We start from the raw sequence: 24,003 nt of genomic DNA on the forward strand, positions 1-24,003 counted from the left end.
TTCAGGGGGCGGTGTTGTAGTCGACAATCGTCTGCGGATTTTCTTCGCCATCATAGGACGCGTCGACGTCATACTGAACCAGCGAAAAATCACCGTTACGGAACAAATATGTGCCGGAGTCGGAGGCATCGCCGATGCCGCGCCATTTGTTGAAAGTGGTGATCGTATGGGCGTCCGGGTCATAGTCGGAGTTGGTGGCCCATCCCGTGGTGTGGAAGCCGATCAGCGTCACGCTCAACAGCTTGCCGTCACTGTCGTTGTTTTCGTAGCGGATATCGGTCTCCGGTTCGGCGAACTGCAATTGCCGCACGCCATCGACCTCATCCGTCATATAGTAGATCGAGTTCTCATTGTAGGCGGCGGCCGCACAGGAAAAATGAAACAGCCGCGTTTCCTTGTCCGGATCACCGGGCTGCGCATTCTTGTCCTTGTATTTGATCGAAAAGACTTCCGGCTCATTGGCCACAAGGTCCTTGTCGCACTGGTTGCCATAGGTCGCCAGGAATGCCTTCTTGGCCTGCTCAAGCGCCGTATCCTTCTTCGGTGGCGGCGGACCGTCGCCGCAGCTTGGCGGCAGCGCTTCCTCGAAGTCGGCGGTGGAGGGTTTCAGCGCGCCTTTTTCGATGTGAATAGGATCGAAGGGCGGCGCGGCCTGGGCCTGCGCGTTCACCTGGCGCAGCGTGTAGCAGCCGGCGAAAACCTTCTCGCCGCCGCTCCTGTCGGTGGCACGGATGGCGACAGGGACGTTGTAGAATATGCTGCCGGCGGCACCATCGTCTGAAATAGCACCGGTCGTGACTTCGACCTTGTCGGTACCGTCATAGCCCTTGACGAAGCTGTCGAAATCCTTAGCCGGCTTTGCATCGCCATAATACCCCCAGGCGCGGGCGAATTCGTGCCGGTTGATGGCACTGTAGAGCGAACGGATGACCGCTTCGGCGCTCGAGCGATCGTCGACATAGGGCGCTTCGGGTGCATCGTCGGCGGCCAGCGCCGTTTGGCCAGATATGGCAAGGGAGAAAAGGGCAGTCGCTGCGAGGAGGACGCGTCTCATCGGGAATCTCCGCTCGATGACGAAAATTCTACCACAGCGATTGCGGCGGCGTGGTGACGCGGAGCCCACGGCGCTTGAAAAATCGTGCGCACAGGCGCTAGGTCCCCTGCGCCGGCGTTCAGGCCGGACAGGGAGATTTGACGTGACGATATCGATGTATGAGGCATCCGTGCCCGTGTTTTCAGCCAGGCTGAAAGCACTTTCCAGTGTGCTGGCGGCCGCCGAACAGAATGCGCTTGACCGCAAGATCGACCCGCAGGTGTTTTTGTCGGCGCGGCTTGCGCCCGACATGTTCGCTTTGGCCAGGCAGGTGCAGATCGCCACCGACCATGCCAAGGGCGCGCCGTCGAGGCTCGCCGGCCGAGAGGTGCCGAAATACGAGGACAATGAGGCAAGCTTTGCCGATCTAGAGGCGCGGATCGCCAAGACGCTCGCGCTTCTGGCGACTTTTTCGCCAGCCGATATCGACGGTTCCGACGACAAGGTGATCGAGTTGAAGCTCGGTGGCCGCGAAACGACGTTGGGCGGCATGCAGTATCTGCTGCATGTGGCCATGCCCAATTTCTACTTCCACCTCACCACCGCTTACGACATCCTTCGCCACAATGGCGTGCCGTTGGGCAAGGCGACATTCCTGGGATCGCGTTGAGAAATCAGACTTTGAGATGTCCCGGATCGGTCCGGGACATCTCGCAACCTGCTTAGCGAATGGACATTTCGCGGGCGATGCGCGCAAAATCGGCGGGCTTGATGCCGATGTCGGCGCGGTCGGCACTGCTCATAGAGTGAAGCAGCGCGAGTGCTGCGCGGTATCTCAGATGTTCCTGCGGGCGGGGCCGGGCGAACATTTCAGTGAAGAAACCCATGATTCAGGCTCCTGGTTGGTCCTCCACGCCAGCCAATATAGGTGAATCGTGACAATTGTGCAGTGCAGCATTTGCATGCCTGCTATGTCCGGATGATTTTCATAAATTTTTTTGCGGCCCCTGAAACTTCTGCGCCGCGCGAACCGTAGGCTTCAACGCTGGCTCATGGCCAGTTTTTCCTCGCCACTCCTGGCGAATTTCCGGGCTGCATGAAAATGCAGTCCGGCTTTTTGTTTGAGGGCCGGACGCGATCCTTCGAATGGCTAAATTCATTAAGATCGGTGGTATGTATTTTTAACAAGCCGGTTCTATGGTCTGGAAACCTGACAGTCAGGCAAGTGGGAGGCTGACATCGCTACCAGCGCCAAGCGTGATTTCGCTTCGCTGCTCGACGACCTCTTCGTCGCCTCCGACAAGGGCGACGGCATCGAGGGCGACGAGGCCGGCGCGCGTCCGTCCATTCCGTTCGATTATCTCTCGGTCGCCGATGAACTCCACTCCGGCCGCATCAAGGTATCGGCCGCCGAATATCGCGAGGCCGGTGCTGATTTGGCGAGCGAGTTCGCCGCCTTGCTCGAACACGCCAAGCTGGCCCTGGCTGCCGAGGATCCGAAGCTCGAGGAAAAACTGCCGCCGATCGATCCGGAATCGATCGCGGCCGAACTGGGACTGAACCAGTCCAAGAGCGCCGCCGATTTCGGCCGCATGCGCCGCAGCTTTGCTTTCACCAACCACCCCGATCGCGTCGCCCCGCATCTGCGCCAGCGCGCCGTGATCCGCATGCAGGTCGCCAACATGCTAATCGACGAGGCCAAGCGCCGCGCGCTGGCCGGTGCTCGCCGCTAGCTAAACCCGCTGGCTCACGCAAAAGTCGGTCTGCCGAGGCTTGGAGAGCGCCTCCGCTTTCCCTATAGATGCGACTTCCTCCCCGCGTGGCCACGCACGCTTTCCCTCCGGAGCAGAATTCCATGCACAAACGCCGTCTCGGTCGGACCGATCTTCTTGTCACCCAGATCTGCCTTGGTTCGATGACCTGGGGCCAGCAGAACACCGAGGCCGAAGGCCACGCGCAGATGGACCTGGCTTTTTCGCGCGGTGTCAATTTCATCGACACCGCGGAACTCTATCCGATCCCGCCCAAGGCGGAGACACAGGGACGAACCGAGAAGATCATCGGCAGCTGGATGAAGGCCAAGGGCAACCGCGACAAGGTGATCCTTGCCTCCAAGGTCGTCGGCCGCACGGCGAGCGACTGGTTTCGCGGCGACAGGCCATCGCAACTGGTGCGCGCCGATATCTTTGACGCCGTCGACAAATCGCTGGCCAAGCTCGGCACCGACTATCTCGACCTCTATCAGATCCACTGGCCGGAACGGGACATCCCCTGGGGTGCCAACCCGACGCGTGTCGGGGCGGTGGCGCGCCGTGCCGATGCCGACGGTGCGCCGGCCAACGAAACGCCGATCGCCGAAACGCTTGGCGTGTTCGATGAGTTGGTAAAGGCAGGAAAGATCCGCCATTTCGGCTTGTCGAACGAGAGTTCGTGGGGCGTCATGCGGTTCCTTGCCGAGGCGGACAAAGGCGTCGGCCCGCGCGTTGCGTCGATCCAGAACGCCTACAATTTGGTCAACCGCACCTTCGAGGTGAACCTCGCCGAGGTCTGCGAGCGCGAAGACGTGTCGTTGCTGCCTTATTCGCCATTGGCGCAGGGCTACTTGACCGGCAAGTACGACCATGGCGCCCGCCCGCAGGGCTCGCGCTCACAGCTCTTCAATCGCGGCCAGCGTTACGAAACACCGAATGCCGCGGAAGCGCTGCTCGAATACAATGAACTGGCGCGTTCGTTCGGCTTGGAGCCGGCCCTGTTTGCCAATGCCTATGTGTCGAGCCGGCCCTTCGTCACCTCGAACATCGTCGGTGCGACGACCATTCCGCAGCTCGAAATGGCGTTGTCCTCGGTGGATGTGGTCTGGACCGAAGAGATGCAGAAGGCGGTGGACGCGATCCACCAGCGGGTCGGCAATCCCTGTCCTTGAGCGGCTCGGGATAGAATTATCAGGAATAACAGAGGGGTGGAGACGATGGTGGACTTTCCGATCGAGGCCGTGCGTGGAAGATTTCCAGCGCTTTCCCTGACCGACAAGGGCCGCCGTCGCATCTATCTCGACAACCCCGCCGGCACGCAGGTGCCGCAGGTCGTCGCCGATGCAGTGTCGCGCTGCCTGCTCACCACCAATGCCAATCTCGGCGGCTATTTCGAAACGACGATCGCCGCTCAAGCTGTCGTCGACGAGGCGCATCAAGCGATGGCCGATTTTCTCGGTGCGGCGAGCCCTGAGGAAATCATCATCGGCGCCAACATGACGACGCTGACCTATCATATGTCGCGCACGCTCGGCCGCACGCTGAAACCCGGCGACGAGATTGTCCTCACCCGCATGGACCATGAGGGCAATGTCTCGCCCTGGCTGCAACTGGCCGAGGACCTTGGCCTCGTGGTGCGCTGGCTGCCGTTCGACGAAAAGAGCTGGCAGGTCGAGGAGGCGACGCTGGCCGGGCTGCTGTCAGACAAGACACGGCTGGTCGCATTGAATTATGCCTCGAACCTGACCGGCTCGATCAACCGGGTTAAGTCCCTGACCGCCATCGCAAAACAGGCCGGCGCGCTGGTCTATGTCGACGCCGTCCAGTTCGCACCGCATGGCCTGATCGACGTGCAAGACCTCGGCTGCGATTTCCTGATCTGCTCGGCCTACAAATTCTTCGGTCCGCATATGGGGATATTGTGGGGCCGGCGTGACGTCATCGAGACGCTACAGCCGTACAAATGCCGGTGCTCGTCCGACGGCCTGTCGGAACGCTTCGAGCTCGGCACGCCGCAGATCGAATTGATGGCCGGCCTCACGGCGGCGGTCGACTATTTTGCCGAACTGGGTGCGGCGGCGGGCGAGGGTGGTTCGCGCAGGCAGAAGATTGCCAGGGCATTCGAAGTCTCGATTGCCTACGAAAATCCGCTGGCGCAAAGGCTGATCGACGGCCTGTCCGACATTTCAGGCCTGACCATCCATGGCATCACCGACCCGAAACGGCTCGGCGATCGCGTGCCGACGGTCTCGTTCACCGTCGACGGCATCGTGCCGGAGACGATCGTTCGGCAGATGAACGCCGAGAACATCTTCCTTTGGTCGGGCCACAACTACGCCTGGGAGATCGTTCACCAGCTCGGCATTCCGGCCGACCAGGGCGTCGTGCGTATCGGTATCGCGCATTACAACACGGCGGCCGAGATCGACGAGACGCTGGAGAGCGTACACCGGGTGATCGCGATGCTCAGGCAGCAGCGCTCCTGAAGTCAGGCTGAGCCTTCACCGCGCCTTGCCGCCAAAACCGGTGAGGAAGGCAGTAAGGTTGTCGCCGAGTTCGTCGCAGAGATAGCCGCCTTCCTGGACGATGACCGTGGGCAACTGGAGCTTGGCAATGGCTTCGCCGATACGGGAAAAACCTGGCGTCGTCACCGAAAGCCCGCCGAACGGGTCGCCTTCGAAGGCGTCGAGGCCAAGCGCCACGACCAACGCGTCGGGCGCGAAGGCGCGGATACGCTGGAACGCCACTTCGAGTGCTTCCAGAAACGCCGCGTCGGCGGATTTGCGCGGCAAGGGCAGGTTGAAATTATAGCCGAGGCCCGGCCCTTCGCCGCGCTCGTCGGCATGGCCCCAGAAGAACGGGTAAAAGCGCACCGGGTCGGCATGCAGCGAGACGGTGAGCACGTCCGGCCGCGCATAAAAAATGCCTTGCGTGCCATTGCCGTGATGCAGGTCGACATCGAGGATGGCCACCCGCGCCGCCTGCTTGCGCAGCACCTGCGCCGCAACGGCAGAATTGTTGATGAAGCAGAAGCCGCCGGCGACATCGGCAAAGGCATGGTGGCCGGGCGGGCGGCACAACGCATAGGCGGCCGGCGCGCCAGTCATCACCGTTTCAGCGGCATCGACCGCGCTCCAGGCGCTCCACAGCGCGCTCTGCCAGGTTTCGCTCGAGATCGGGCAAGCGGTATCGGCCATATGATAGCCGGCCTGGCCGACGGCAGAGGCCGGATAGGAACCGTTGCGCGCGATCGGATGGATGTTGGGGATGACCTCGGCAGACGCGCCATCGATGCGTTGCCAGCGCGCGTAAATATGTTCGAGGAAGTCGAGATATTCGGGCGTATGCACCGCCGAAACCGGACCGAGGCCGTGATTGCGTGGCCGCTCGATCGTGCAGCCGGCGGATTTTGCTCCGGCTAACAATCTCTCGACACGCTCGGGTTTTTCCGGATTGGGCTGCGGTGCGCCACTGGATAGAAAGGCCTTGGGGTCGTGGCGCTTCTGCTCCTGCGCATAAAAGGCTTTCATTCCTGCTCCTCCGGCGCGTCGGCGAAGGCGAAAAAGGCTTCGCCCAAAATCTTCTGCGTCTGCTCGTAACTCGACCAGGCGATACCCAACCTTTCATAGAAGGCCTTGGCACCCTCATTGTCAGTGTCGACCGACAGCCTGAGATAGACGCCGCCTTCTTTCCGGCTCTCCGCCGCGACGCGCCGCAACAGCCGCTCGCCGATCTTGCGGCCACGGAACCGGTCCTCGACATAAAGGTCCTGCACATAGACCCCGGGCCGCCCCATCCAGGTCGAAAAGATCGGGAAATACAGACACAGGCCGGCGAATTCGCCATCTATCTCGGCGATCAGGGTGGAGAAGGCAGGCTTTTCGCCAAAGCCGTAGCGGCGGAGATCATCTGATGTGGACGTGATCTCCTGATGGGCGCCGATATGGGTGCCGAGTTTGAGAAGCGCGGCGTGGATGATGTCGACGTCGTCAATGGTGCCGTGGCGGATCACGGTATTGCTGGTCGCGGTCTGGATCTTGTCTGCCATGGATCAGGCCGCGGTTTCGGCTGAGCCGCGCTTGTTCAGGAGATCGTCAAGGTCGCCGATATTGTCTTCCGAAAAGACGCGAATGCCGTTTGCCTCCAGCAGCGCGGTGGTCGTGCCGCGACCGGTCACTCGCTTGCTTGAAAAACTGCCGTCATAGACGAAGCTGCTGCCGCAGGAGGGACTGCCGTCGGTAAGAACCGCATAGCGGCATCCCGTTTCGCGCGCGAGTTCAAGCGCAAGCTGCCCAGCTTCGAGATAAAGTGCGGTCACATCATTTCCCGTCTGCTCGACCACCCGACCCTGGCCGTGAAGCACCGCGCGGCCATCGCCTGCACCGCGAATTTCTGCAGCGGGACGCGGCGTGGAGAAGCCTGCGGCGACCTCTGGGCAGATTTGCACGACCCGTCCTTCCGCCTGCCACCGTGTCAGTACGGGATGGCCGTTCAGCCGGTAGGAGCCGTTATAACGGACGTGACTGCCGAGCAGGCAGGCGGAGACGAGAACCCTTTCCATGTCAGCTCCTCCCTTGCGTCTAGAAAGCCACCCGGTCGCCACCCTTCAGCGCCAGCATTTCACGCGCCTCGGTTGGCGTGGCAACCTCCAGCGACAGCCCGTCGAGAATGCCACGGATGCGGCGCACCTGGTCGGCGTTGGATTTCGCCAGCTGGCGGCCATCGTAGAGGCTGTCTTCCAGCCCGACACGGACATTGCCGCCCATCGCCGCGGCGATCGAGATCAGCGGCATCTGCTGGCGGCCGGCGGCCAGCACCGAGAACTGGTAGCTGTCGCCGAACAGCTTGTCGGCGATGCGCTTCATATGGATGAGATTGTCCGGATCGGCGCCGATGCCGCCCAGAATGCCCAGCACGAACTGGATGAACAGCGGCCCCGACACCAGGCCACGGTCGCGGAAATGCGCCAGCGAATAGAGGTGGCCGACATCGTAGCATTCGAATTCGAAGCGCGTGCCGCAGCCCTTGCCCAGCCTTTCGAGCACACCTTCCATGTCGGCGAAGGTGTTCTTGAAGATGGTGTCGCGCGTGCCTTCGAGCAGCTTCGGCTCCCATTCGTGCTGCCATTCGCGTGGCTTGTCGAGCATCGGGAACAGCGCGAAATTCATCGAACCCATGTTGAGCGAGCACATTTCGGGCTCTGCCCGCAACGGTGCCGCCAGCCGTTGGTCCAGTGTCATCAAGGAGGAGCCCCCAGTGGTGATGTTGATCACCGCATCGGTCGCCTGCTTGATGCGTGGCAGGAACTGCATAAACACGTCCGGATCGGCGGTTGGCCGGCCATCTCTGGGATCGCGGGCGTGCAGATGCAGGATCGAGGCGCCGGCCTCGGCCGCGGCGATGGCATCGGCAGCGATCTGGTCCGGGGTGACCGGCAGATAGGGTGACATCGACGGCGTGTGCACCGAGCCGGTGACGGCGCAGGTGATGATGACTTTTCTCGGCGCCATTTTTTAGCCCCGGCCTTCGACGGGCAGGTCGAGCTCAGCGGCCAGAACCTCCAACGAGTCGCCGATGACGGAAATGATCTCGCCGACCTGTTCGCTGGTGACGATCATCGGCGGCGCGACCATGAAATTGTCGCCGTCGACGCCGCCTTTGACCCTGCGTCCATAGATGATCAGCCCGCGCTCATAGGCAAGATCGAGCAGGCGCTGCGTGGCTTTCTTGCTCTGCTCGATCGGCAGCAACGTCTCGGGATCGGCAACCATCTCGGCGCCGGTCAGCAGGCCCTTGCCGCGCACGTCGGCGATGAAGGGAAAGCGCTTCGCCAACCCCTTCAGTCCGTCCATCAGCACATCGCCCATCGCGGCGGCATTGGCGATCAAGTCGAGCCGGTCCATCTCGCCGAGCACGGCGAGCCCGGCGGCGCAGGCCAGCGGGTTGCCGGCATAGGTGTGACCATGCTGGAAGCCGCCGGAAGCAAGCAGCGGCTGTACCAGCCGCATTGGGGCGGCGAGCGCGCCGAGCGGTGCGTAGCCCGAGCCCAGCCCTTTCGACAGCGCGACGATGTCCGGCTTACAGTTCCAGTGGTCGCCGCCAAGGAATTTGCCGGTGCGGCCAGCGCCGCTCATCACTTCGTCATGGATGAGCAGGATGCCGTAGCGGTCGCAGATTTCGCGGACACGCGCATAATAGCTGTCCGGCGCCACCAGGGCCGCCGTCGCAGCACCCCCGATCGGCTCCATGATGAAGGCGACGACGCTCTCCGGCCCTTCGGCGAGGATCTTCTCCTCCAGCATGTCGGCATAGCGCACGCCGCGCTGTTCCATCGAAAGATTGTCGCGGTCGCGCCACGCGGTTGGTGCCGGCACCGTCGGCATCACCCGCATCATCGGCTCAAAGGTTTCGGCGAGCGCGTCGTCGCCGGTGATCGACAGCGAACCCAGCGTGCCACCATGATAGGAGGGGAAGCGCGTGATCACCTTCCAGCGGCTGGCCTGGCCGGTGGCAACGGCCCATTGCCGTGCCAGCTTGATGCAGGATTCCGTCGCCTCCGAGCCGCCAGAAACGAAGAAGATGCGATCCATGCCCTCCGGCAGCTTGCCGGCCAGCTCGCGCGCGAGCTCTTCCGCCGGTTCGTTCTCGAAATGCAGCCGGTAGGCGAAGGTGGCACGGTCCATCTGCCGTTTCATGGCGTCCAGAACATTGCGGTTGGAATGGCCGATATTGGCGACCATCGGACCGCTCGAGCCATCGATGAAGCGGCGGCCATCCTGCGTCCACATATAGATGCCGTCGGCGCGGTCGATCAGCGGCCGGCGCAGGCTGGAAAGGTAGAACAGATGCGATTCTCGCCGGGTCTCGATGTCTTGAGCGGCGGTCTGGGTCTTCGACATGTCAGGACTTTCCAAGGTAGTGATCGAGGACATTTTGGGTGACGCGTCCGACCATCGGGTCTTGTCTTAGCAGGCCGGCCACCCATTCGCAGCTTCCGGCGTGGAACACCTCGCCCTTGCCGCGCGGGAAATTGACGATCATGCCGTTGCCGCGTTTGACCTTTTCCAGATTGGCGTCGCTCGCCTCGCCGAACAGCGTTTCGGCAGTGAAGCGGCCATCCTCGTCGGTGAGGAACTGGTCCTCGATCGGGATGTCGGCGCTTTCCTCCACCTGGCTGGCCATGCCGACGGCCAGAACCTGCAACCCATCCGGCGCGCCGCTGTCTGATGTGGGGTAGGGCAGGCCGCCGCGGATTTCGAAATCGAGCCCATCGACCTCATAGCCATAGACATGGCTGTCGGCACCCAGCAGGTCGCCATAATAGATGCCGGTGCCGGCAAAAGCCCAGTGTTCCGGCCGGTAGACCGGAAAGCCGCGCACGCCGCGCGGCGCGCAACCGCCCCAGCCGGCATAGACGCCGCGCGTCGCGTTGAGCCCGAAGGTTGCTGAACCCGGCCGGCCAATTTCCGGCGCTTCCCAGGAATTGGTGGCCCGGGTGACGTCGCCGCCTTGGAGATAGGCGGGATCCTCCTTGCGCGCGCGGTATTTGTAGCAGACCTGCCGGCGACCCTCGTCCTCCAGCCGCGTCTGCCACATGAAATTGCCGGCAAAGCGCGCCGCATGGCCGCCGCGTTCGACATAAGTGTCGACCGCATCGCGCATTTCCCAGGTCCAGTACTCGTCGTGGCCGACGAAGACGGCACAGTCATAGCCGTCGAGAATGTCGGGCGAAAAATGCAGATCGTGCTGGCTGGCGAGGTCTACTTCATAGCCCGCCCGCTCGGCGAAGCGGAAGAAGTGGCTGTCATAGCTCGCCCAGCCCGACGAGGCATATTTCTTCGAATGGCCGGTGGCGAGCGCCCATTCCATATGCGGATAGCGTGGCACCGTCTTCGGCGGCACTGCGACCTCCAGCGGCACGCGCGGTGCGTCTTTCGGTAGAACGACGAAGCCACGGCACCAGGGGCGTTGCGTCGACACGATGGGCGAGTACTGGTTGCGCTCCGGCCCGGTAATGCCCTGATAATGGTTGGAGCCGCCCCAGGTGTTGTAGGCAAGCCAGGTGCCCGTCGCCGCCACCTGCAGCACGCGGCCGGGCTTCCTGCCGGACTGGGGGCTGACGATGAACAGATGGTGGCTGTGGATCGGCCTGCCATCATGGCCAACGGCAGTCAGCGTTATCCGATAGGCACCAGACGGCCAGTGGCTCTCGACACGGAATTCGAAGGCGGCTTCCCAGCCGCAACCCTCGGCGGAACATTGGTCTGAAGTGTCCTGCCAGACCGCCGCAATGCCCGATTTCTCGAACACTTTCGTCTCGGTGCCGCCGTCACGAGCGATCGCCATGTTGAATGCTGGCGCCGTCGAACTGACATACAGCGTCACCGTCTCGCCGGCGCGATAGGAAAAGCGGTCGCTGTAGCACCAGATCTCGCCGCGCTCGCCGTCCATTCCTGGCCATTCGTAATAGTGGCCGCGCACCGCGTGGCGGCGCTGCTCTGGCGTCAGTCCGAAATCAGGAAACTCGGTGGGCAGCTGGGTCATGAACACCGGAAAAGGTCGAGGCGCGCCATTTCGGCGATCTGCAGGCCGAGCGTCAAATGGAAACGATCAGGCCAGCATTCGTTAGCCACGCCCTTGGCCGGCTTCAGCAAACGGACTATCTCAGGGAAGGCGGCATTTCCGCCACGGGGATAGGCATGCTCAGGGTCCAGAAGGTCAAGCTCGACGATATCTACGTTCCGACGGCGCGCAAGAAGACATTGCACCCCGAGACCGTGCGGAGCCTCGCCGAGGACATATTGGAGAATGGCATGAAGACGCCGATCCAGGTTCGCCACGACGGCAAGCGCCATATCCTCGTCGAAGGCCTGCATCGCCTGGAAGCGGCCAAGTGGCTCGGCGAGACTGAGATCGACGCCTATCTTGTGCAAGCCAAGCGCCATTGACGCGAGCTCGGTTCGCGGTTCTCCCAGCGCATCATCTCCAGAGTTTTTTCGCTGGCCATGTCGGGTTGCGTTCTGTCGGCTCGTCCTTGGGACGGAAGCCAGATCAAACCGAGGAGACCACCGTGACCACCAAGCTCGATATCGCCCCCGCCAATGACCTCGAACTGGTTGTCGCCCGCATCATCGATGCGCCGCGCGAGAACGTCTATCGCTGCTGGACCGACCCGAAACTGGTGACGCAGTGGTTCGCGCCAAAGCCGTGGACGACGCCGCGCGCCCAAATGGATGTGCGCACCGGCGGCTCAAGCCTGGTCGTCATGGCCGGCCCCGACGGCAATGAGTTTCCCAACCCCGGCGTCTTCCTGGAAGTCGTTCCCGGCAAGAAGATCGTCTTCACCGATGCCTATACGCAGGCGTGGGAACCATCGGAAAAGCCGTTCATGACCGGCGTGCTGACCTTCGAAGACGAAGGCGAGGGCAAGACCCGCTACATCGCGCGCGTCCGCCACTGGAGCGTCGCCGACCGCGAACAACATGAGGCGATGGGTTTTCACGTGGGTTGGGGCCAGTGCACCGACCAGCTCGAAGACCTCGCCAAGACACTTTGAATTCGGCAGGACGGGAGGAGATCGATATGTCCAAGACCCTGCTTTTCGCCATTCTTGCCTCGGTTGCAGCGCTTGTTGGCTGTCCGGGCGCCACCAATGCAGAGGAAACCGCTATGACCACCGAAACGAAGCCACTGCCGAAGCCGGAAAAGTCCGGCCTGCTGCCGATCAACGGTCTGAACTATTATTATGCCGTCTACGGCAAGGGTGAGCCGCTGCTTCTCTTGCATGGCGGTCTCGGCTCCATCGACATGTTCGCACCGATCCTGCCCAAGCTTGCCGAAAACCGCACTGTCATCGGCGTCGATCTGCAAGGCCATGGCCGCACGGCGCTCGGCGACCGGCCATTCAGTCTGGAAGCGATTGGCGACGACATGGCCAATATCGTCAAGGCGCTCGGCTACGACAAGGTCGACGTTATGGGCTATTCGCTGGGCGGCGGCGTCGCCTTTCGCATGGCGGTCCAGCATCCCGAGACCGTGCGCCGCCTTGTCCTGGTTTCGACCGGCTATGCCGCCGACGGCTTCTATGACGAGATGCGTCCGCAACAGGCACAGGTGAGCGCGGCCGCGGCCGCGTTCATGAAGGATACGCCGATGTACAAATCCTATGTCGCGGTCGCGCCGCACCCGGAAGATTTTCCGAAACTGCTCGACGCGCTCGGCAACTTCATGCGCCAGGACTACGACTTCTCGGCCGATGTTCCGAAGCTGAAGATGCCGGTCATGCTGGCCTATGGCGACAGCGACATGTACAAGCCGGAGCACGAGATCAAGTTCTACCAGATGCTCGGCGGCGGTCTGAAGGATGCAGGCTGGATGCGCGAGAACCTGTCACAGAATCGCCTGGCGATCTTGCCCAACCGTACCCATTACGACGTCTTCTTCGCTCCGGAACTGACGGCCGCCGCGCTGCCGTTCCTCAACGGCGAGACCAAGGTGAGGACCTGGGACGAGGTGGTCAGCGTGACGGAATGACATATGCCATTTGCGCCGGCTGTCTCCCACGAGATGGCCGGCGTGTCGCTCAGGAAGCCCGTGCCCGGCGTGGCTGCCTGAGATGCTTGATGCCGCTCATCTCGACGAAATTCGTCGCCGCCTCCCAGAGATAGTCGCCATAGAGAAACGGCTCGAAGGCCTCGGCGCCATCCAATGGCAAGGGCGCGATCTCGGCGTCGACACGCGGCTCATAGAAAAACGGAATTGAAAACCGTGCCGTCTTCGGCGCAATCACCCGGTGCCGCGTTGCCCGCACACGTCCGCCGGTCCAGCGCTCACGCAACTGGCCGAAATTGACCGCCAGCGTGCCGTTGGCCGGCGGCACGTCGATCCATTCGCCGGCGAGGTTTTTGGCCTGCAGGCCCTCGACCCCGTCCTGCGCCAACAAGGTGACAAAACCGGAATCGGCATGTTCGCGGCCGATGATGGTGCGTGTCTCTCCTTTGTGGACCACCGAGAAGTCAGGCCCGCTGATGTCGATGCCCGCATTGTCGTCGCGCAGGGGATAGCGGATCAGGCGCAGCGTCGAGATGCCTTGCTCGAAATAGGGGTCGAAGATCGTTTCCGGCAGGCCAAGCCCGCGCGCGATCGACCGCATCAGCGCGTTGCCGACCGTTTCCATCGCGCGGTAGTAATCCGCCGCCGCCGCGCGCCAGCCGGGCAGGGCGTCTTCGGCCGGCAAGGGTGTCGGCTCGCACAGCGGATCGTCGGTAACCGAAACGCGCGCCGTGTCTGTGAGATCCGGCCCCATGTCGATGCCTTCCTTGTAGGAGACGGCTGCCGGCTGTAGCGGGAACCAGCCGCGATAGACGTTCTTTTTGCTGCGATCGAAATTCCAGCGCAGCAATTTCTGCTTCTCAGGTTGGGGAAGGTCGAAGATGCGCAGCAATTGAGCTCTGCCGTCCGGCGTCAGCCAGGCGTCGCCGGGAAAATCGCGGACCGCCATGAAGCCTATCCCCGAAGCGGCGGCCATGATGCCGGCGTCGGCGCGGTCGCGGGTGGGCGAGGGCGGCCCGAACAGATCCGCAATGCCGATGGTCTCGATGTCTTGCGTCATGGCTTTCTGCCGCATCACGGTAATCGATGATGTTGTATCAAAGCTTTTCAATTGACCCAATCGGTGCCGCCATTACCTTGGCCGCACATTTTCCTCATTATGGATCACGGTGATGGCCAAACATCAGGGCGGGTGCCTGTGCGGCGCGGTGCGCTATAGTACCGACGCGGCTCCCATCAACGAACGCATCTGCCATTGCCGGCTTTGCCAGAAGGCGATCGGCGCCGCTTTCAACGCGCGCGTGCTGTTTCGCATCGATGATGTGACCATCGAGGGGCCGCTGGCGACCGTGAACACCTCGCCCGATCTGAAGCGCGGTTTTTGCCCGAGCTGCGGCACGACGATGTTTTCGCGCCGCGACTCCGCCGGCATCATCGGCATCACCACCGGCTCGCTCGACGACCCCTCGGGCTTCAAGCCGCAGATGCACATTTTCACCGCCTCGAAACAGCCCTGGGTGGTGCTCGATGACGGCCTGCCGCAACATGAAGGCGCTCCGCCGCCAGGCTAGGTCTTTCCTTCTCCCACAAGGGAAGAGGGAAGTGAAACCATGACCAAAATTTAATCCAAAACAACACGCGATAGCCGGCAAAACGTCATTGGCGGGCCATCATTGTCTTCCTATCTATGCAGCGCGGGCCGGCATTCGAGGAGACGACGGATGAACGACAGCATCAGCACCCTGGACGAGCTTTTGAGCGATCCGATGGTCCTGCTTGTCATGGAGCGCGACCGCGTGCGCCCTGAACAGGTACGCATGCTGCTCGAACGGGCTCGTAGCCGGGTGGTCGATGACGCACCCGCCGATCGGCCGGTGGTTCCGCCGGCCCATATGGTGGTCAAAAGCTGTTTCCAGCAATGGCTGCGCAACTAGAAGCAATCCCAGGAAAAGTGTAAAACGGTTTTCCGTCCGGAATTGCGTCAAAACAAAGAGTTAGAGCAGGTTGCCGTTTCCGTGAAACGGTGAGCGCTCTAGGCGCGGTCAGTTTGAGCTAGCCGGCAGATAGCTGTAATGGCTGCGGAAATAGGCGATTTTGAAGCCGAGGCGCGCATAGTTGCGATAGGCCGGTCCGTCGCGCTCCTCATGCGGCGCCTCGATGTCGGCGACGAACAGTTTCGCGCCGGCCGCAATACCGTCGCGCACCAGCGCCTCTCCAAGCATGGCATCCAGATCGAAGCTCGGCGCCATGATGCCCGGCACCGGCGCTTCGATGCCGCTCCAGGCCGCGCCGTCGGCACCGATGAACAGTGAGCGCACCGCCACCACCGTGCCATCCCGCTTGGCCGTGTAGTGATGCCAGCCCGGCCGGTCGACCAGAGCCAACAGCCAGGGCGAGGTGGGCAGCCGGTAGCTTCTGTCGATGAAGCCGGCCCATTCGCTTGCCGATGCCTTCGTCACGCGTTCGACTGAAACCCCGTCAGCCATGAAGAGCGGCTCGGATGACAGCGGTTCCGCCTCACGATAGATCCGCTCCCAGCCGCCCTGGCGCTGCAGGCCGCGCGCCTCGAGCCAGCATCTGAGGCGTGATGGTTCGGAGTGCGGATTGACATAGAACCAGGGCCGCGAAATGCCGGCGGCGCGGTAATGCGCCAGCAGCGCGTCGAGCTGGCTTTCGGAGGCCGGGCTGTCGACGCCGAAATTCTTCACGCAGTTGAAGTGGACGAACGGGATCGTCGTGCAGGTGGTCCAGGCGAGGTCGCCTTCCCTGGCGATCGAAAGCCCTTGCCTTGCGGCGAAATCGGCGGGCGCGGCTGCATAGAGGTCGAGCCAGGCATGCACCTCGGCGCGTTCGATAATACGGCTGAGATCGCGCGAGACATCCTCGATCGCAATACCCGGCGCGTGCGGTTCAGGTGGCGCCTGCAAGTCTGACAGGGCGGTCTGCATGGCTCTCCTCCGCTATTTGCCTTACAATGTAAGGTTAGCAGATAATAATATTGATGTGCGACTTGTCAACCGGGGAGACGCATTACAAATCGGTAAATTGGATTCCGTACCTTGCGCGTCTATTGCTCGGCACAGATTCCAACGGAAAGGCTCGATATGGCTGACATCTGCACTCAAGGCGTAGACACCGGCTTTGTCGGCCTGGGATTTGCCAAGGTCGCCTTTCTCGGCCTGGTGCAAGGCATCACCGAATTGCTGCCGATTTCCTCGACCGCCCATATGCGCATCGTGCCGGCGGTACTCGGCTGGCAGGATCCGGGATCTGCCTTCTCCGCTGCCATGCAGCTTGCCGCCCTTGCCGCCGTCATCAGCTATTTCTGGGGTGATGTGAGGGATCTCCTGTTCGGTTCGCTCGACGCCCTCACGCGGCGCGATTTCGCCGATCGGCATTTCCAGCTGGCTTCCTGGATCGTGCTGGCGACGATCCCCATCGTCATTGCCGGCGTCGCGCTGTCGGGCGTTCTCAACGCCTGCAATTCGCCGCTGCGCAGCCTGAGCGTGATCGGCTGGTCCTGCATCGCCATGGCGATCCTGCTGGCGCTGGCCGAGCTTTTCGCCCGCCACAAGCGCACCATCGCGGAAGCGTCGTTGGCCGACGCACTGCTTGTCGGCGTGGCCCAGATCGGCGCGCTGATCCCTGGTGTCTCCCGTTCGGGCTCGACCCTGACGGCCGCACTGGGGCTCGGCTTCAAGCGGGCCGAGGCGGCGCGCTTCTCGTTCCTGCTCGGGCTGCCGGCGATTGCGCTGGCCGGCCTCAAGGAGTTGTGGGAGCTGCACAAGGTTCACCTTGATGCCCACGGCTGGTCGGTCCTCGCTGTCGGCCTGGTCGTTGCCTCGATCTCCGCCTTCTTCGCCATCTGGGGCCTGATGCGGGTGCTGGAACGTTTCTCCGCCTGGCCTTTCGTCATCTATCGCGGCCTGCTCGGCGTCGTCCTGCTGCTGAGCGTGGCGATGGGATGGCTGGCTTGACAGGCCAGTGTTGCGCGCCAGCACCACTTGGATGCGTGAGTCGATCCCCCGGAGATGTGATCAGCGGCGTTCATTGACTTCGGAAGATAACACCCTTTAACATTCTGTTAACAAAACAGATGGGTGGGGCCGGATGGCATCCTCGATGGATTGGCGCCGCAAGGCGAAGGGGCTGGGGCTGGCGTTTGCGCTGTCCGCTTTCTGTGCGGTGGGTTCAGGCTATGCCGCGCCCGTTTCCATGGTTGTCGGCGGCTCGACCTCCCAGCCGATCGGCCACTATGATTTCTGCAAGATCCATGTCGCCGAATGCTCGATCCGTTCGCCCAACAGCGAACCGGAACATATGACCAGCAAGCTGCTGCACGATATCTCGGCCGTAAATCTCTCGGTCAACACGCGCGTCAAGCCGATGAGCGACATGGACAATTACGGCAAGGACGAGTGGTGGGCCTATCCCGACAACGGTTTTGGTGACTGCGAGGATTATGCGCTGGAAAAGCGGCGTGAGCTCAACAGCCTGGGCATCGCCGTGGCCAATCTTTTGATGACGGTGGTCCGCAAACCGGATGGCGAAGGTCATGCCGTGCTGACGGTGCGCACCGACAAGGGCGACTTCATCCTCGACAATCTGACCGACAAGGTCCGGCTCTGGAACCAGACCAGCTATCGCTATCTGAAACGGCAGGCGAGCGATAACACCGGGCACTGGGTTTCCATCCTTGGAGGCGACGAACAGCTGGTCAGCTCGGTCAAATAGTCTCGTCGCCCGGCCGCGCCGGCCGCATATCCATGCTCCCGAACCGGTCTTCATAGTGCCGGTCGACGGTGCTATCCACGGCCGCTCGTTGGAACTGGCAATCGGATAGATGTATGGATTTTCTGACGCTTCTCAACGCGGCGCCCCTGCTGATGGGCTTGGTCAAGGCCGCGCTGCCGCAGGCGGTCGCTACCACGATGGCATTCGGCCAATGGGTCTCATCGGTACCGCCGTGCCGTGACTTCGCCTTCGAGGCGACCAGCTACCTGGTCTGCGAGGTCGACCCGAAACTCTATTCGATCGAACTGTTCTGGAAGGATCCGGCCGGCAACCCCTTTCAGTCGCTGCACAATCTCGACGACGCCCAGCGCGCCGCCGGCCGCACCATGCTGTTTGCCATCAATGCCGGCATGTATCATCCCGACCTCAGGCCGGTCGGCCTCTATGTCGAGCGCGGCCAGGAAATGGCTGGTGTGAAGACGGGATCGGGAAGCGGCAATTTTTCGCTGCAGCCGAACGGCATCTTCTACATCAGCCAAGGCAAGGCGGCGGTTCGCGCGACCAGGGACTTTGTCAGGAAGCGGCCATCCACCGACTATGCCACGCAATCCGGGCCGATGCTCGTGATCGACGGCCAGCTTCATCCGAAATTCCAGTCCGACGGCACGTCGCGCAAGTCCCGCGACGGGGTCGGGGTGCGCAAGGATGGTGTCGCGGTCTTTGCCATTTCGAACGGCACGGTGAATTTCCATGCATTCGCCCGGCTGTTCCGCGACGCGCTCGGCTGCGACAATGCGCTGTTTCTCGACGGCACGATATCGAGCCTGTTCGCGCCCGCGATCGGCCGCAACGATGATTACTGGAATCTGGGACCGATGATCGGCGTGTTCAGGAAGAGGGGCTAGGCTCGCGCTTGCCCCGAAGCTTGAGCACGATCACCGCGATGATGATCAAGGCGACCACGGCGATCGCCGCCAGCCCGAACAGGCTGGTCACATCGATCTCGGGAATGTTGCCGGCGCCCTTGGCCACCAGCCATCCCGGCGACAGCACGACCGGAGCCCAGATGATCGCCGACAGGATGTTGGCGATCTGGAAGCGGCGCCGGTGCATGCCCATCATGCCGGCGACCAGCGGCACTGTGGCGCGGACCGGGCCGAAGAAGCGGCCGACGAAAACCGCTGCGAAGCCATAACGGTGGAAGAAAAGCCGCGCCTTGGCGACCTCCCGGCGGTAGTGGTTGAGCGGCCATTTGTGGACGACACCGCGCCCGAGCCATTTGCCGAGGAAATAGGAGATGGTATCGCCGAGCGCCGCCCCGATCATGGCGGACAGAAGAACGGGCAAAGCCTGGACGATGCCGGCCCCCACCAGGCCGCCGACGATGATGAGGACCGTGGTGCCGGGCAAGAGGATGCCGACGAGCACGAGCGACTCGCCAAAAGCCAGCAGCCCGACCACGAGACCGGCCCACGCCTGATGGTTCTCGATGAAACAATCGCTCTGGTCGATGAACGACTGCACGCAGGCTCCCTGTTAAAAGCGCTTCTCAGCTGCCGCTGTCGAGCAGGCTCCTGAGTCCGTCGAGCTTGTCGTTGACGAGCCAGCCGTAATAATTCTCGACCGGCAACTTGCGGCCCTTGCCGCCGGCCACCGCCGCGCGCAGGTCTGCCGCCCGTTGCCGGGGCTGGCCGACATTGTAGAGCGTGGCCGTGATGCCCGGATTGCCTGATATGTCGAAGCCCTGTTCCTTGTAGGCGTCGATGGCGTCGCGCACGATGGCGGCGATGTAGACGATGCTGCGGTCCGGATCCATGACATCGCGATAGATCGCCTGCGGATGATCAGGTGTGAGCCTGTCATAGCCGCTGACCCTGTTGACCAGGTCGGTGACCTCGAGCGCCGTCAGCGGGCTGATCTGGCCGAGGCCGAAGGTCTGGCCGGCGAAGAAGGGCTGGAAGAATGCCTGCTGGAAGGTCATTGCGTCGTAGGTGAGGCCGTCGACGGTCTTGCCGCGGAAGTGCTCGACCCACACCCTGTCGCGGCAGCTCCACAGGGCGGCACTGTCCCCAGTCTGTGTGCAGGCCGCGAATTCCGGCCGCTGGACAAAGGTCTGCACCGGCACGCCCTTGTAACGGAAGGCAAAGTCGAGGCCGGAATAAGACAGCGCCTTCACATAGTAGGTCTGGACCGAGCCGACTGCCGTCACATTGTAGGTATGTTCGCCGACCAGCGCGCCGACGATGTGGATGGGGTCGATATCGTAGGCGGCCGCCACCTGCTTGATATGCGCCACGAGTTTCTTCTCGCGCTTCAGCAGCGCTACGATCTTCTCGTATTTTTCCGCGTAAGTGGTCTTGAAGGCGCGGGTTCGCGTCGCCGATGCATCCGGGATCGTCGGTTGCATCTGGGAGCGATTGCCAGGAGGAACGACGACCAGCCCGCTGGCATGAGCGGTTCCGGCCATGAGGGCGCCGCCGCAGGCGAGGGCCGCGAGCAGGGGGACCAGGAGAAGCCGCTGCAACGCAATCATCGGGCGCCTTTTGGGAATCGTGGGAACTACCGGCGGCAAACGCCGCCCCCTCGTCTCAACAGCCACATCATGGCGCTGTCAAGGCTCGGCCGGCCGTAGACCGCGACTGTCTGAAACGGGTCACAGTCATGGTAAAAAACTGATTCAAACTTTATTGGTAATTTCTCGTTCATAACTAGTCTGGTTGTCCGTCGGCCGTCGCCTTCGGTCTGTTGTGTTCTGAGTACAGGTCCAGATGCGGTTACCAAGCGTCGTCAGTTTCGTGATCGCAGCGCTGTGCCTTGCCAGCTGTTCGTCGACATCGGGCATGGACGCGCTCGACATGCAAAAGCCGTCGAACGAGACCACCAGCTCGGTGGTACGGCCAAGCGCGCCGATCACATCCGTCCCTGTGGCCAAAGCCGGAGCACGCAAGCTGGCCGAGGCAGCGCCGGTGGACGAACCTGCTCGGCCTTTTGGCCTGGCGGAAGAAGAAACGGCGATGCTCGCAACACCTGAGCTGCCCGACAGTGCTGAGCTGCCCGACAGTGCCGAGCCGCCGGTCGAAGCAGCTGCACTGGTGTCGCCGTCGAAGCTATTGAGCCGCAATGGGCCGCCCATGTTTGCCGGGTCGATCATGCGCTACGGCTTTCGCGACGCCAAGCCGATCAATTTCGGTCGGTCATCACCCAGGCATCTCGCCGTCCATGGGGTCGACGTCTCGCGCTGGCAAGGCGACGTCAACTGGGGCAAGCTTCGCGCCCAGGGCGCCAACTTCGCCTACATCAAGGCGACTGATGGCGGTGACCACCTCGATCCGATGTTCATGAAGAACTGGCGCAATGCCGATGCCGCCGGGCTGAAGCGCGGCGCCTATCATTTCTTCTACTGGTGCCGCACCGCCGGCGAGCAGGCCGACTGGTTCATCCGCAACGTGCCGAAGATGGATGGCGCGTTGCCGCCGGTGATCGACGTCGAGTGGAATGGCGACTCCTCCTGCCAGCGGCGCCCATCGCGCGAAAAGGTGCTGGAGAAGATGCAAGTGTTCATGGACAAGCTGGAGCGTCACTATGGTCAGCGTCCGATCATCTACACCTCGCCCGACTTCTATCGCGACAATCTCCAGGGTGCCTTTCTCGACTACCCCTTCTGGCTGCGCGCGGTGGCGCGGCATCCGTCAAAGGTCTATCCCGGCCGCAAATGGCTGTTCTGGCAGTATTCCGGCTCCGGCCTGTCGCATGGCGTGACCGGCCGCATCGACCTCAACGTCTTCCACGGCGACGAGCGGCAATGGCGTGCCTGGGCCGGCGGCGGCGGCCGTCAGGTGATGGCGGACGCGGACTAGCCCTTGGCGCGGCCGCCGGCTGATCCTCACTGGAGCTGGCGGCTCCCGCCATTCCGCTCCTCGCTTAGCCGCAACCTCGCCCTCAAGCTCATGATCTCGGCAAGTGCTGCGTCGATCATGGTCAAAAGCGTCAGCGTGTCATGCTGGGTTGGATCGGCTCTGACATAGGCGAGCTGGTTCACGATGTCGTTGTCATCGTCGGCTTCATCGCTCATGGCCACTTTCCGGTTGCTATCTTCCAGACGTTCTCATTTGATCCGATCCGCCGTCAAATTGCATCTATATCACTTCGTCGTGTGGATGGCCGCCAGACGCCCATCCACCCGATCCGATCGCCAGACCCTATCTTGCGTGACGGCGACGCGACTCGTCGAACGTAGCAAAGGCGAGAACCGCGGAAAATGACGAGAAACTGAGCAGCACTGCGGCGATAACCATGAGGTCGTAAGTCGACATGTTCGTTCTCCCTGGATGGATAGCCGAGGAGACAGCACTGGCGATGTATCTGCGTTGATCTGGATCAACGGATTGGGCGATGCGGGCGCCCACCCTCCGGATCGCGTGGTTCAGTTGGAAGGCTGTGTTCGCGGGTGAGGAGGGCGCATGTGCCCCCTTCGTTGTTGACCTCTTCGTGCTGGGTTCCCTGCTGGCTAGGATGAAGCCGAGGGCTCGTTGATCATTGCCTCGATATTGTAGCCGTCGGGGTCGAGCACGAAGCAGGCGTAGTAATTCTGCGCATAGTCGGGACGCCGGCCGGGTGCGCCATTGTCTTTGGCGCCAGCCTCCAGCGCTGCCCGATAGAACGCATCGACCTCCGCCTTGCTGCCGACGCGGAACGCGACGTGCAGATGGGTGAGCGGTGGGGTCTCGCCGGTTCGCTGGATCTCGAACAGGCAGCCATTGCCGATATCGAAGGCCCAGAACACGCCGTCCTTGCCGAAGGACAGACGATATCCCAAGGGCGCGAAAGCGCGTTCGTAGAAGAGCTTGCTCTTCTCCAGGTCGCCCACTTCGATGGTTATGTGATCGATCATTTTTGTCCTCTGTTGCGGCTGCGCCTGCAAGCCTATGCCTGGCGGGCTTCCTGTTCTCGAATCTCGGCAGTCTGGGCAAGCACCCAGTCCCGGAACACCTTGATCTTCGGTACGTTGCGGCGGCTTTCCAGGTGCACCAGCCAATAGCCGTCGCCATCGGACCCGACGATGTCGAAAGGCTTTATCAGCTGCCCCCTCGTCAAAAGCGCGCTGTAGAGATTTTGCGTGAGGATGGCAGCGGCCTGATCGGTCAGTGCCGCCATCGCATCATAAGCCTGCCCGCCGAGTGCCGGGCCGGGGATGACACGCGCGGGATCGAAGGGCACGCCGGCTGCTTCGAACCAGATTTTCCACCAGGGATCGTCAGGGCCGCATAGCGGCACCTTGTAGAGATCCTCGGGGTGGCGGATGCCGCCGACGCTCTCGGCCAGTTTTGGGCTGAGCATCGGCGTGTAGTCGGCCTTGAACAGATAGTGGGCGGTCAGGTCGGGCCATTTGCCGGTGCCGGTCCGGATGCCGATATCCATGCCCTCGCGCCCGAAATCGACCAGCCTCGACGATGTATCCACCTTCACGGCGAGGTCGGGATGCATCAGCTGGAATGTTCCAAGCCACACGGCCAGCCAGTTCGATGCAAATGTCGCCATGGTCGTCAGCGAAAGCACGCCGCTCGCTCCACCCTTGGTGGCGACCCATGCATCCGCCAGGGCAGAGAACGCGCCCGTGGCGTGCGGCGCCAAGTGCTGCCCCGCCTCGGTCAAGGCGATCTGTCTTGTTTTTCTTATGAAAAGCGGTGTCCCGGCGCGTTCCTCCAGCACCTTGATCTGATAGCTGGCCGCTGACTGGGTCATGCCGAGTTCTTCGGCCGCTTTGGTAAAACTGCCCAGTCTAGCCGCGGCTTCGAACACCCGGATGGCCCCTAAGGGCGGTAGATCCCAACTCATGACGCATCAGTCCTCCTGATGCATGCTACGCGACGTTCGATTGGAAGCCAAGGCCGCAAACAGGCATGATAGGTCATCAACTCGAACCTGAAAGGACAC

General features: G+C 62.3%; 28 protein-coding genes. 13 read left to right on the forward strand and 15 right to left on the reverse strand.

All coding sequences use genetic code 11. The features are described 5' to 3' along the window. Position 1: 1 nt before the first annotated feature. Positions 2-1,054, reverse strand: a complete 1,053-nt coding sequence (locus tag AC1D05_RS02475) for a DUF1176 domain-containing protein (protein WP_477437839.1) — start codon at positions 1,052-1,054, stop codon at positions 2-4. Between the two features lie 142 nt (positions 1,055-1,196). Between AC1D05_RS02475 and AC1D05_RS02480 the strand changes: the two genes are divergently transcribed. Continuing rightward, on the forward strand, positions 1,197-1,703 hold the full coding sequence (locus AC1D05_RS02480; protein WP_477437841.1) for a DUF1993 domain-containing protein: 507 nt from the start codon (positions 1,197-1,199) through the stop codon (positions 1,701-1,703). Positions 1,704-1,755: 52 nt separating this feature from the next. Here the strand turns inward: AC1D05_RS02480 and AC1D05_RS02485 are convergent, their stop codons facing one another. After that, positions 1,756-1,920, reverse strand: coding sequence for a hypothetical protein (locus AC1D05_RS02485; RefSeq protein WP_081850628.1), 165 nt, complete (start codon positions 1,918-1,920; stop codon positions 1,756-1,758). Between the two features lie 384 nt (positions 1,921-2,304). Here AC1D05_RS02485 and AC1D05_RS02490 point away from each other — a divergent pair, with 384 nt between their 5' ends. The 3 genes from AC1D05_RS02490 to AC1D05_RS02500 all read left to right on the forward strand — a co-directional run bounded on the left by AC1D05_RS02490 (position 2,305) and on the right by AC1D05_RS02500 (position 5,270). Further along, entirely contained in the window at positions 2,305-2,766 is a 462-nt protein-coding gene (locus tag AC1D05_RS02490) for a hypothetical protein (RefSeq protein WP_477438146.1), read from the forward strand. A 122-nt stretch (positions 2,767-2,888) separates the two neighbouring features. Further along, positions 2,889-3,956: an aldo/keto reductase gene (locus AC1D05_RS02495; RefSeq protein ID WP_477437843.1), complete on the forward strand. Its 1,068-nt coding sequence runs from the start codon at positions 2,889-2,891 to the stop codon at positions 3,954-3,956. A 45-nt stretch (positions 3,957-4,001) separates the two neighbouring features. Then, positions 4,002-5,270: a cysteine desulfurase-like protein gene (locus tag AC1D05_RS02500; protein ID WP_477437845.1), complete on the forward strand. Its 1,269-nt coding sequence runs from the start codon at positions 4,002-4,004 to the stop codon at positions 5,268-5,270. Positions 5,271-5,285: 15 nt separating this feature from the next. Here AC1D05_RS02500 and AC1D05_RS02505 read toward each other — a convergent pair whose 3' ends face one another. Genes AC1D05_RS02505 through AC1D05_RS02530 form a run of 6 tightly spaced genes read right to left on the reverse strand, consistent with a single transcriptional unit; the run spans position 5,286 to position 11,328 of the window. Further along, the gene (locus AC1D05_RS02505) at positions 5,286-6,314 is read right to left on the reverse strand and encodes a histone deacetylase family protein (RefSeq protein ID WP_477437847.1); all 1,029 of its coding nucleotides are present in this window, start codon (positions 6,312-6,314) and stop codon (positions 5,286-5,288) included. Further along, complete coding sequence (locus AC1D05_RS02510) at positions 6,311-6,832, reverse strand: N-acetyltransferase family protein (protein WP_477437849.1); 522 nt, start codon at positions 6,830-6,832, stop codon at positions 6,311-6,313. Before AC1D05_RS02510 ends, AC1D05_RS02505 begins: the two co-directional genes overlap by 4 nt. Before the next feature lie 3 nt (positions 6,833-6,835). Beyond that, complete coding sequence (locus AC1D05_RS02515) at positions 6,836-7,345, reverse strand: 2-thiouracil desulfurase family protein (protein WP_477437851.1); 510 nt, start codon at positions 7,343-7,345, stop codon at positions 6,836-6,838. 19 nt (positions 7,346-7,364) lie between these two features. Further along, entirely contained in the window at positions 7,365-8,294 is a 930-nt protein-coding gene (gene kce, locus AC1D05_RS02520) for a 3,5-dioxohexanoate:acetyl-CoA acetone transferase (RefSeq protein WP_477437853.1), read from the reverse strand. A gap of 3 nt (positions 8,295-8,297) precedes the next feature. Further along, entirely contained in the window at positions 8,298-9,683 is a 1,386-nt protein-coding gene (locus tag AC1D05_RS02525) for an aminotransferase family protein (protein ID WP_477437855.1), read from the reverse strand. A 1-nt stretch (position 9,684) separates the two neighbouring features. Then, positions 9,685-11,328 (reverse strand): N,N-dimethylformamidase beta subunit family domain-containing protein, encoded by a 1,644-nt coding sequence (locus tag AC1D05_RS02530; protein WP_477437857.1) that lies wholly within the window; start codon positions 11,326-11,328, stop codon positions 9,685-9,687. A 155-nt stretch (positions 11,329-11,483) separates the two neighbouring features. Here AC1D05_RS02530 and AC1D05_RS02535 point away from each other — a divergent pair, with 155 nt between their 5' ends. From AC1D05_RS02535 to AC1D05_RS02545, 3 genes are all read left to right on the forward strand, one after another. Beyond that, positions 11,484-11,732 (forward strand): ParB N-terminal domain-containing protein, encoded by a 249-nt coding sequence (locus AC1D05_RS02535; RefSeq protein ID WP_172234816.1) that lies wholly within the window; start codon positions 11,484-11,486, stop codon positions 11,730-11,732. A 122-nt stretch (positions 11,733-11,854) separates the two neighbouring features. Continuing rightward, positions 11,855-12,340 carry an SRPBCC family protein gene (locus AC1D05_RS02540; RefSeq protein WP_477437858.1) on the forward strand — a complete coding sequence of 162 codons (486 nt, stop codon included), beginning with the start codon at positions 11,855-11,857 and terminating at the stop codon, positions 12,338-12,340. A 26-nt stretch (positions 12,341-12,366) separates the two neighbouring features. Next, the gene (locus AC1D05_RS02545) at positions 12,367-13,317 is read left to right on the forward strand and encodes an alpha/beta fold hydrolase (RefSeq protein ID WP_477437860.1); all 951 of its coding nucleotides are present in this window, start codon (positions 12,367-12,369) and stop codon (positions 13,315-13,317) included. 49 nt (positions 13,318-13,366) lie between these two features. Here the strand turns inward: AC1D05_RS02545 and AC1D05_RS02550 are convergent, their stop codons facing one another. Further along, positions 13,367-14,395: an isopenicillin N synthase family dioxygenase gene (locus AC1D05_RS02550; RefSeq protein WP_477437862.1), complete on the reverse strand. Its 1,029-nt coding sequence runs from the start codon at positions 14,393-14,395 to the stop codon at positions 13,367-13,369. 112 nt (positions 14,396-14,507) lie between these two features. Between AC1D05_RS02550 and AC1D05_RS02555 the strand changes: the two genes are divergently transcribed. Further along, the gene (locus AC1D05_RS02555; RefSeq protein ID WP_477437864.1) at positions 14,508-14,906 is read left to right on the forward strand and encodes a GFA family protein; all 399 of its coding nucleotides are present in this window, start codon (positions 14,508-14,510) and stop codon (positions 14,904-14,906) included. 150 nt (positions 14,907-15,056) lie between these two features. After that, positions 15,057-15,269, forward strand: coding sequence for a hypothetical protein (locus tag AC1D05_RS02560; RefSeq protein WP_477437866.1), 213 nt, complete (start codon positions 15,057-15,059; stop codon positions 15,267-15,269). Positions 15,270-15,377: 108 nt separating this feature from the next. On the opposite strand, the gene AC1D05_RS02565 is transcribed toward AC1D05_RS02560, so the two are convergent. Further along, positions 15,378-16,283, reverse strand: a complete 906-nt coding sequence (locus AC1D05_RS02565) for a hypothetical protein (RefSeq protein ID WP_477437868.1) — start codon at positions 16,281-16,283, stop codon at positions 15,378-15,380. Between the two features lie 156 nt (positions 16,284-16,439). On the opposite strand from AC1D05_RS02565, the gene AC1D05_RS02570 reads away from it, so the two are divergent. The 3 genes from AC1D05_RS02570 to AC1D05_RS02580 all read left to right on the forward strand — a co-directional run bounded on the left by AC1D05_RS02570 (position 16,440) and on the right by AC1D05_RS02580 (position 18,974). After that, positions 16,440-17,312 carry an undecaprenyl-diphosphate phosphatase gene (locus tag AC1D05_RS02570; protein WP_477437869.1) on the forward strand — a complete coding sequence of 291 codons (873 nt, stop codon included), beginning with the start codon at positions 16,440-16,442 and terminating at the stop codon, positions 17,310-17,312. Between the two features lie 133 nt (positions 17,313-17,445). Then, on the forward strand, positions 17,446-18,069 hold the full coding sequence (locus AC1D05_RS02575; RefSeq protein ID WP_477437871.1) for a transglutaminase-like cysteine peptidase: 624 nt from the start codon (positions 17,446-17,448) through the stop codon (positions 18,067-18,069). A 113-nt stretch (positions 18,070-18,182) separates the two neighbouring features. Further along, positions 18,183-18,974, forward strand: a complete 792-nt coding sequence (locus tag AC1D05_RS02580) for a phosphodiester glycosidase family protein (RefSeq protein ID WP_477437873.1) — start codon at positions 18,183-18,185, stop codon at positions 18,972-18,974. Here AC1D05_RS02580 and AC1D05_RS02585 read toward each other — a convergent pair. Next, positions 18,958-19,593, reverse strand: coding sequence for a DedA family protein (locus tag AC1D05_RS02585; RefSeq protein WP_477437875.1), 636 nt, complete (start codon positions 19,591-19,593; stop codon positions 18,958-18,960). The two genes, AC1D05_RS02580 and AC1D05_RS02585, sit on opposite strands and share 17 nt — an antisense overlap. Before the next feature lie 25 nt (positions 19,594-19,618). After that, positions 19,619-20,536, reverse strand: coding sequence for a DUF1402 family protein (locus tag AC1D05_RS02590; protein ID WP_477437877.1), 918 nt, complete (start codon positions 20,534-20,536; stop codon positions 19,619-19,621). 301 nt (positions 20,537-20,837) lie between these two features. On the opposite strand from AC1D05_RS02590, the gene AC1D05_RS02595 reads away from it, so the two are divergent. Further along, positions 20,838-21,926 carry a glycoside hydrolase family 25 protein gene (locus tag AC1D05_RS02595; RefSeq protein WP_477437879.1) on the forward strand — a complete coding sequence of 363 codons (1,089 nt, stop codon included), beginning with the start codon at positions 20,838-20,840 and terminating at the stop codon, positions 21,924-21,926. A 26-nt stretch (positions 21,927-21,952) separates the two neighbouring features. On the opposite strand, the gene AC1D05_RS02600 is transcribed toward AC1D05_RS02595, so the two are convergent. The 3 genes from AC1D05_RS02600 to AC1D05_RS02610 all read right to left on the reverse strand — a co-directional run bounded on the left by AC1D05_RS02600 (position 21,953) and on the right by AC1D05_RS02610 (position 23,904). Next, positions 21,953-22,141 (reverse strand): hypothetical protein, encoded by a 189-nt coding sequence (locus AC1D05_RS02600; protein WP_172229366.1) that lies wholly within the window; start codon positions 22,139-22,141, stop codon positions 21,953-21,955. 435 nt (positions 22,142-22,576) lie between these two features. Then, a complete protein-coding gene (locus AC1D05_RS02605; protein ID WP_477437881.1) occupies positions 22,577-22,960 on the reverse strand; it encodes a VOC family protein in 384 nt (127 codons plus the stop codon). 32 nt (positions 22,961-22,992) lie between these two features. After that, the gene (locus AC1D05_RS02610; RefSeq protein WP_477437883.1) at positions 22,993-23,904 is read right to left on the reverse strand and encodes a LysR family transcriptional regulator; all 912 of its coding nucleotides are present in this window, start codon (positions 23,902-23,904) and stop codon (positions 22,993-22,995) included. Positions 23,905-24,003: the final 99 nt, after the last annotated feature.

Source organism: Mesorhizobium sp. P2_E9 (assembly GCF_056403815.1).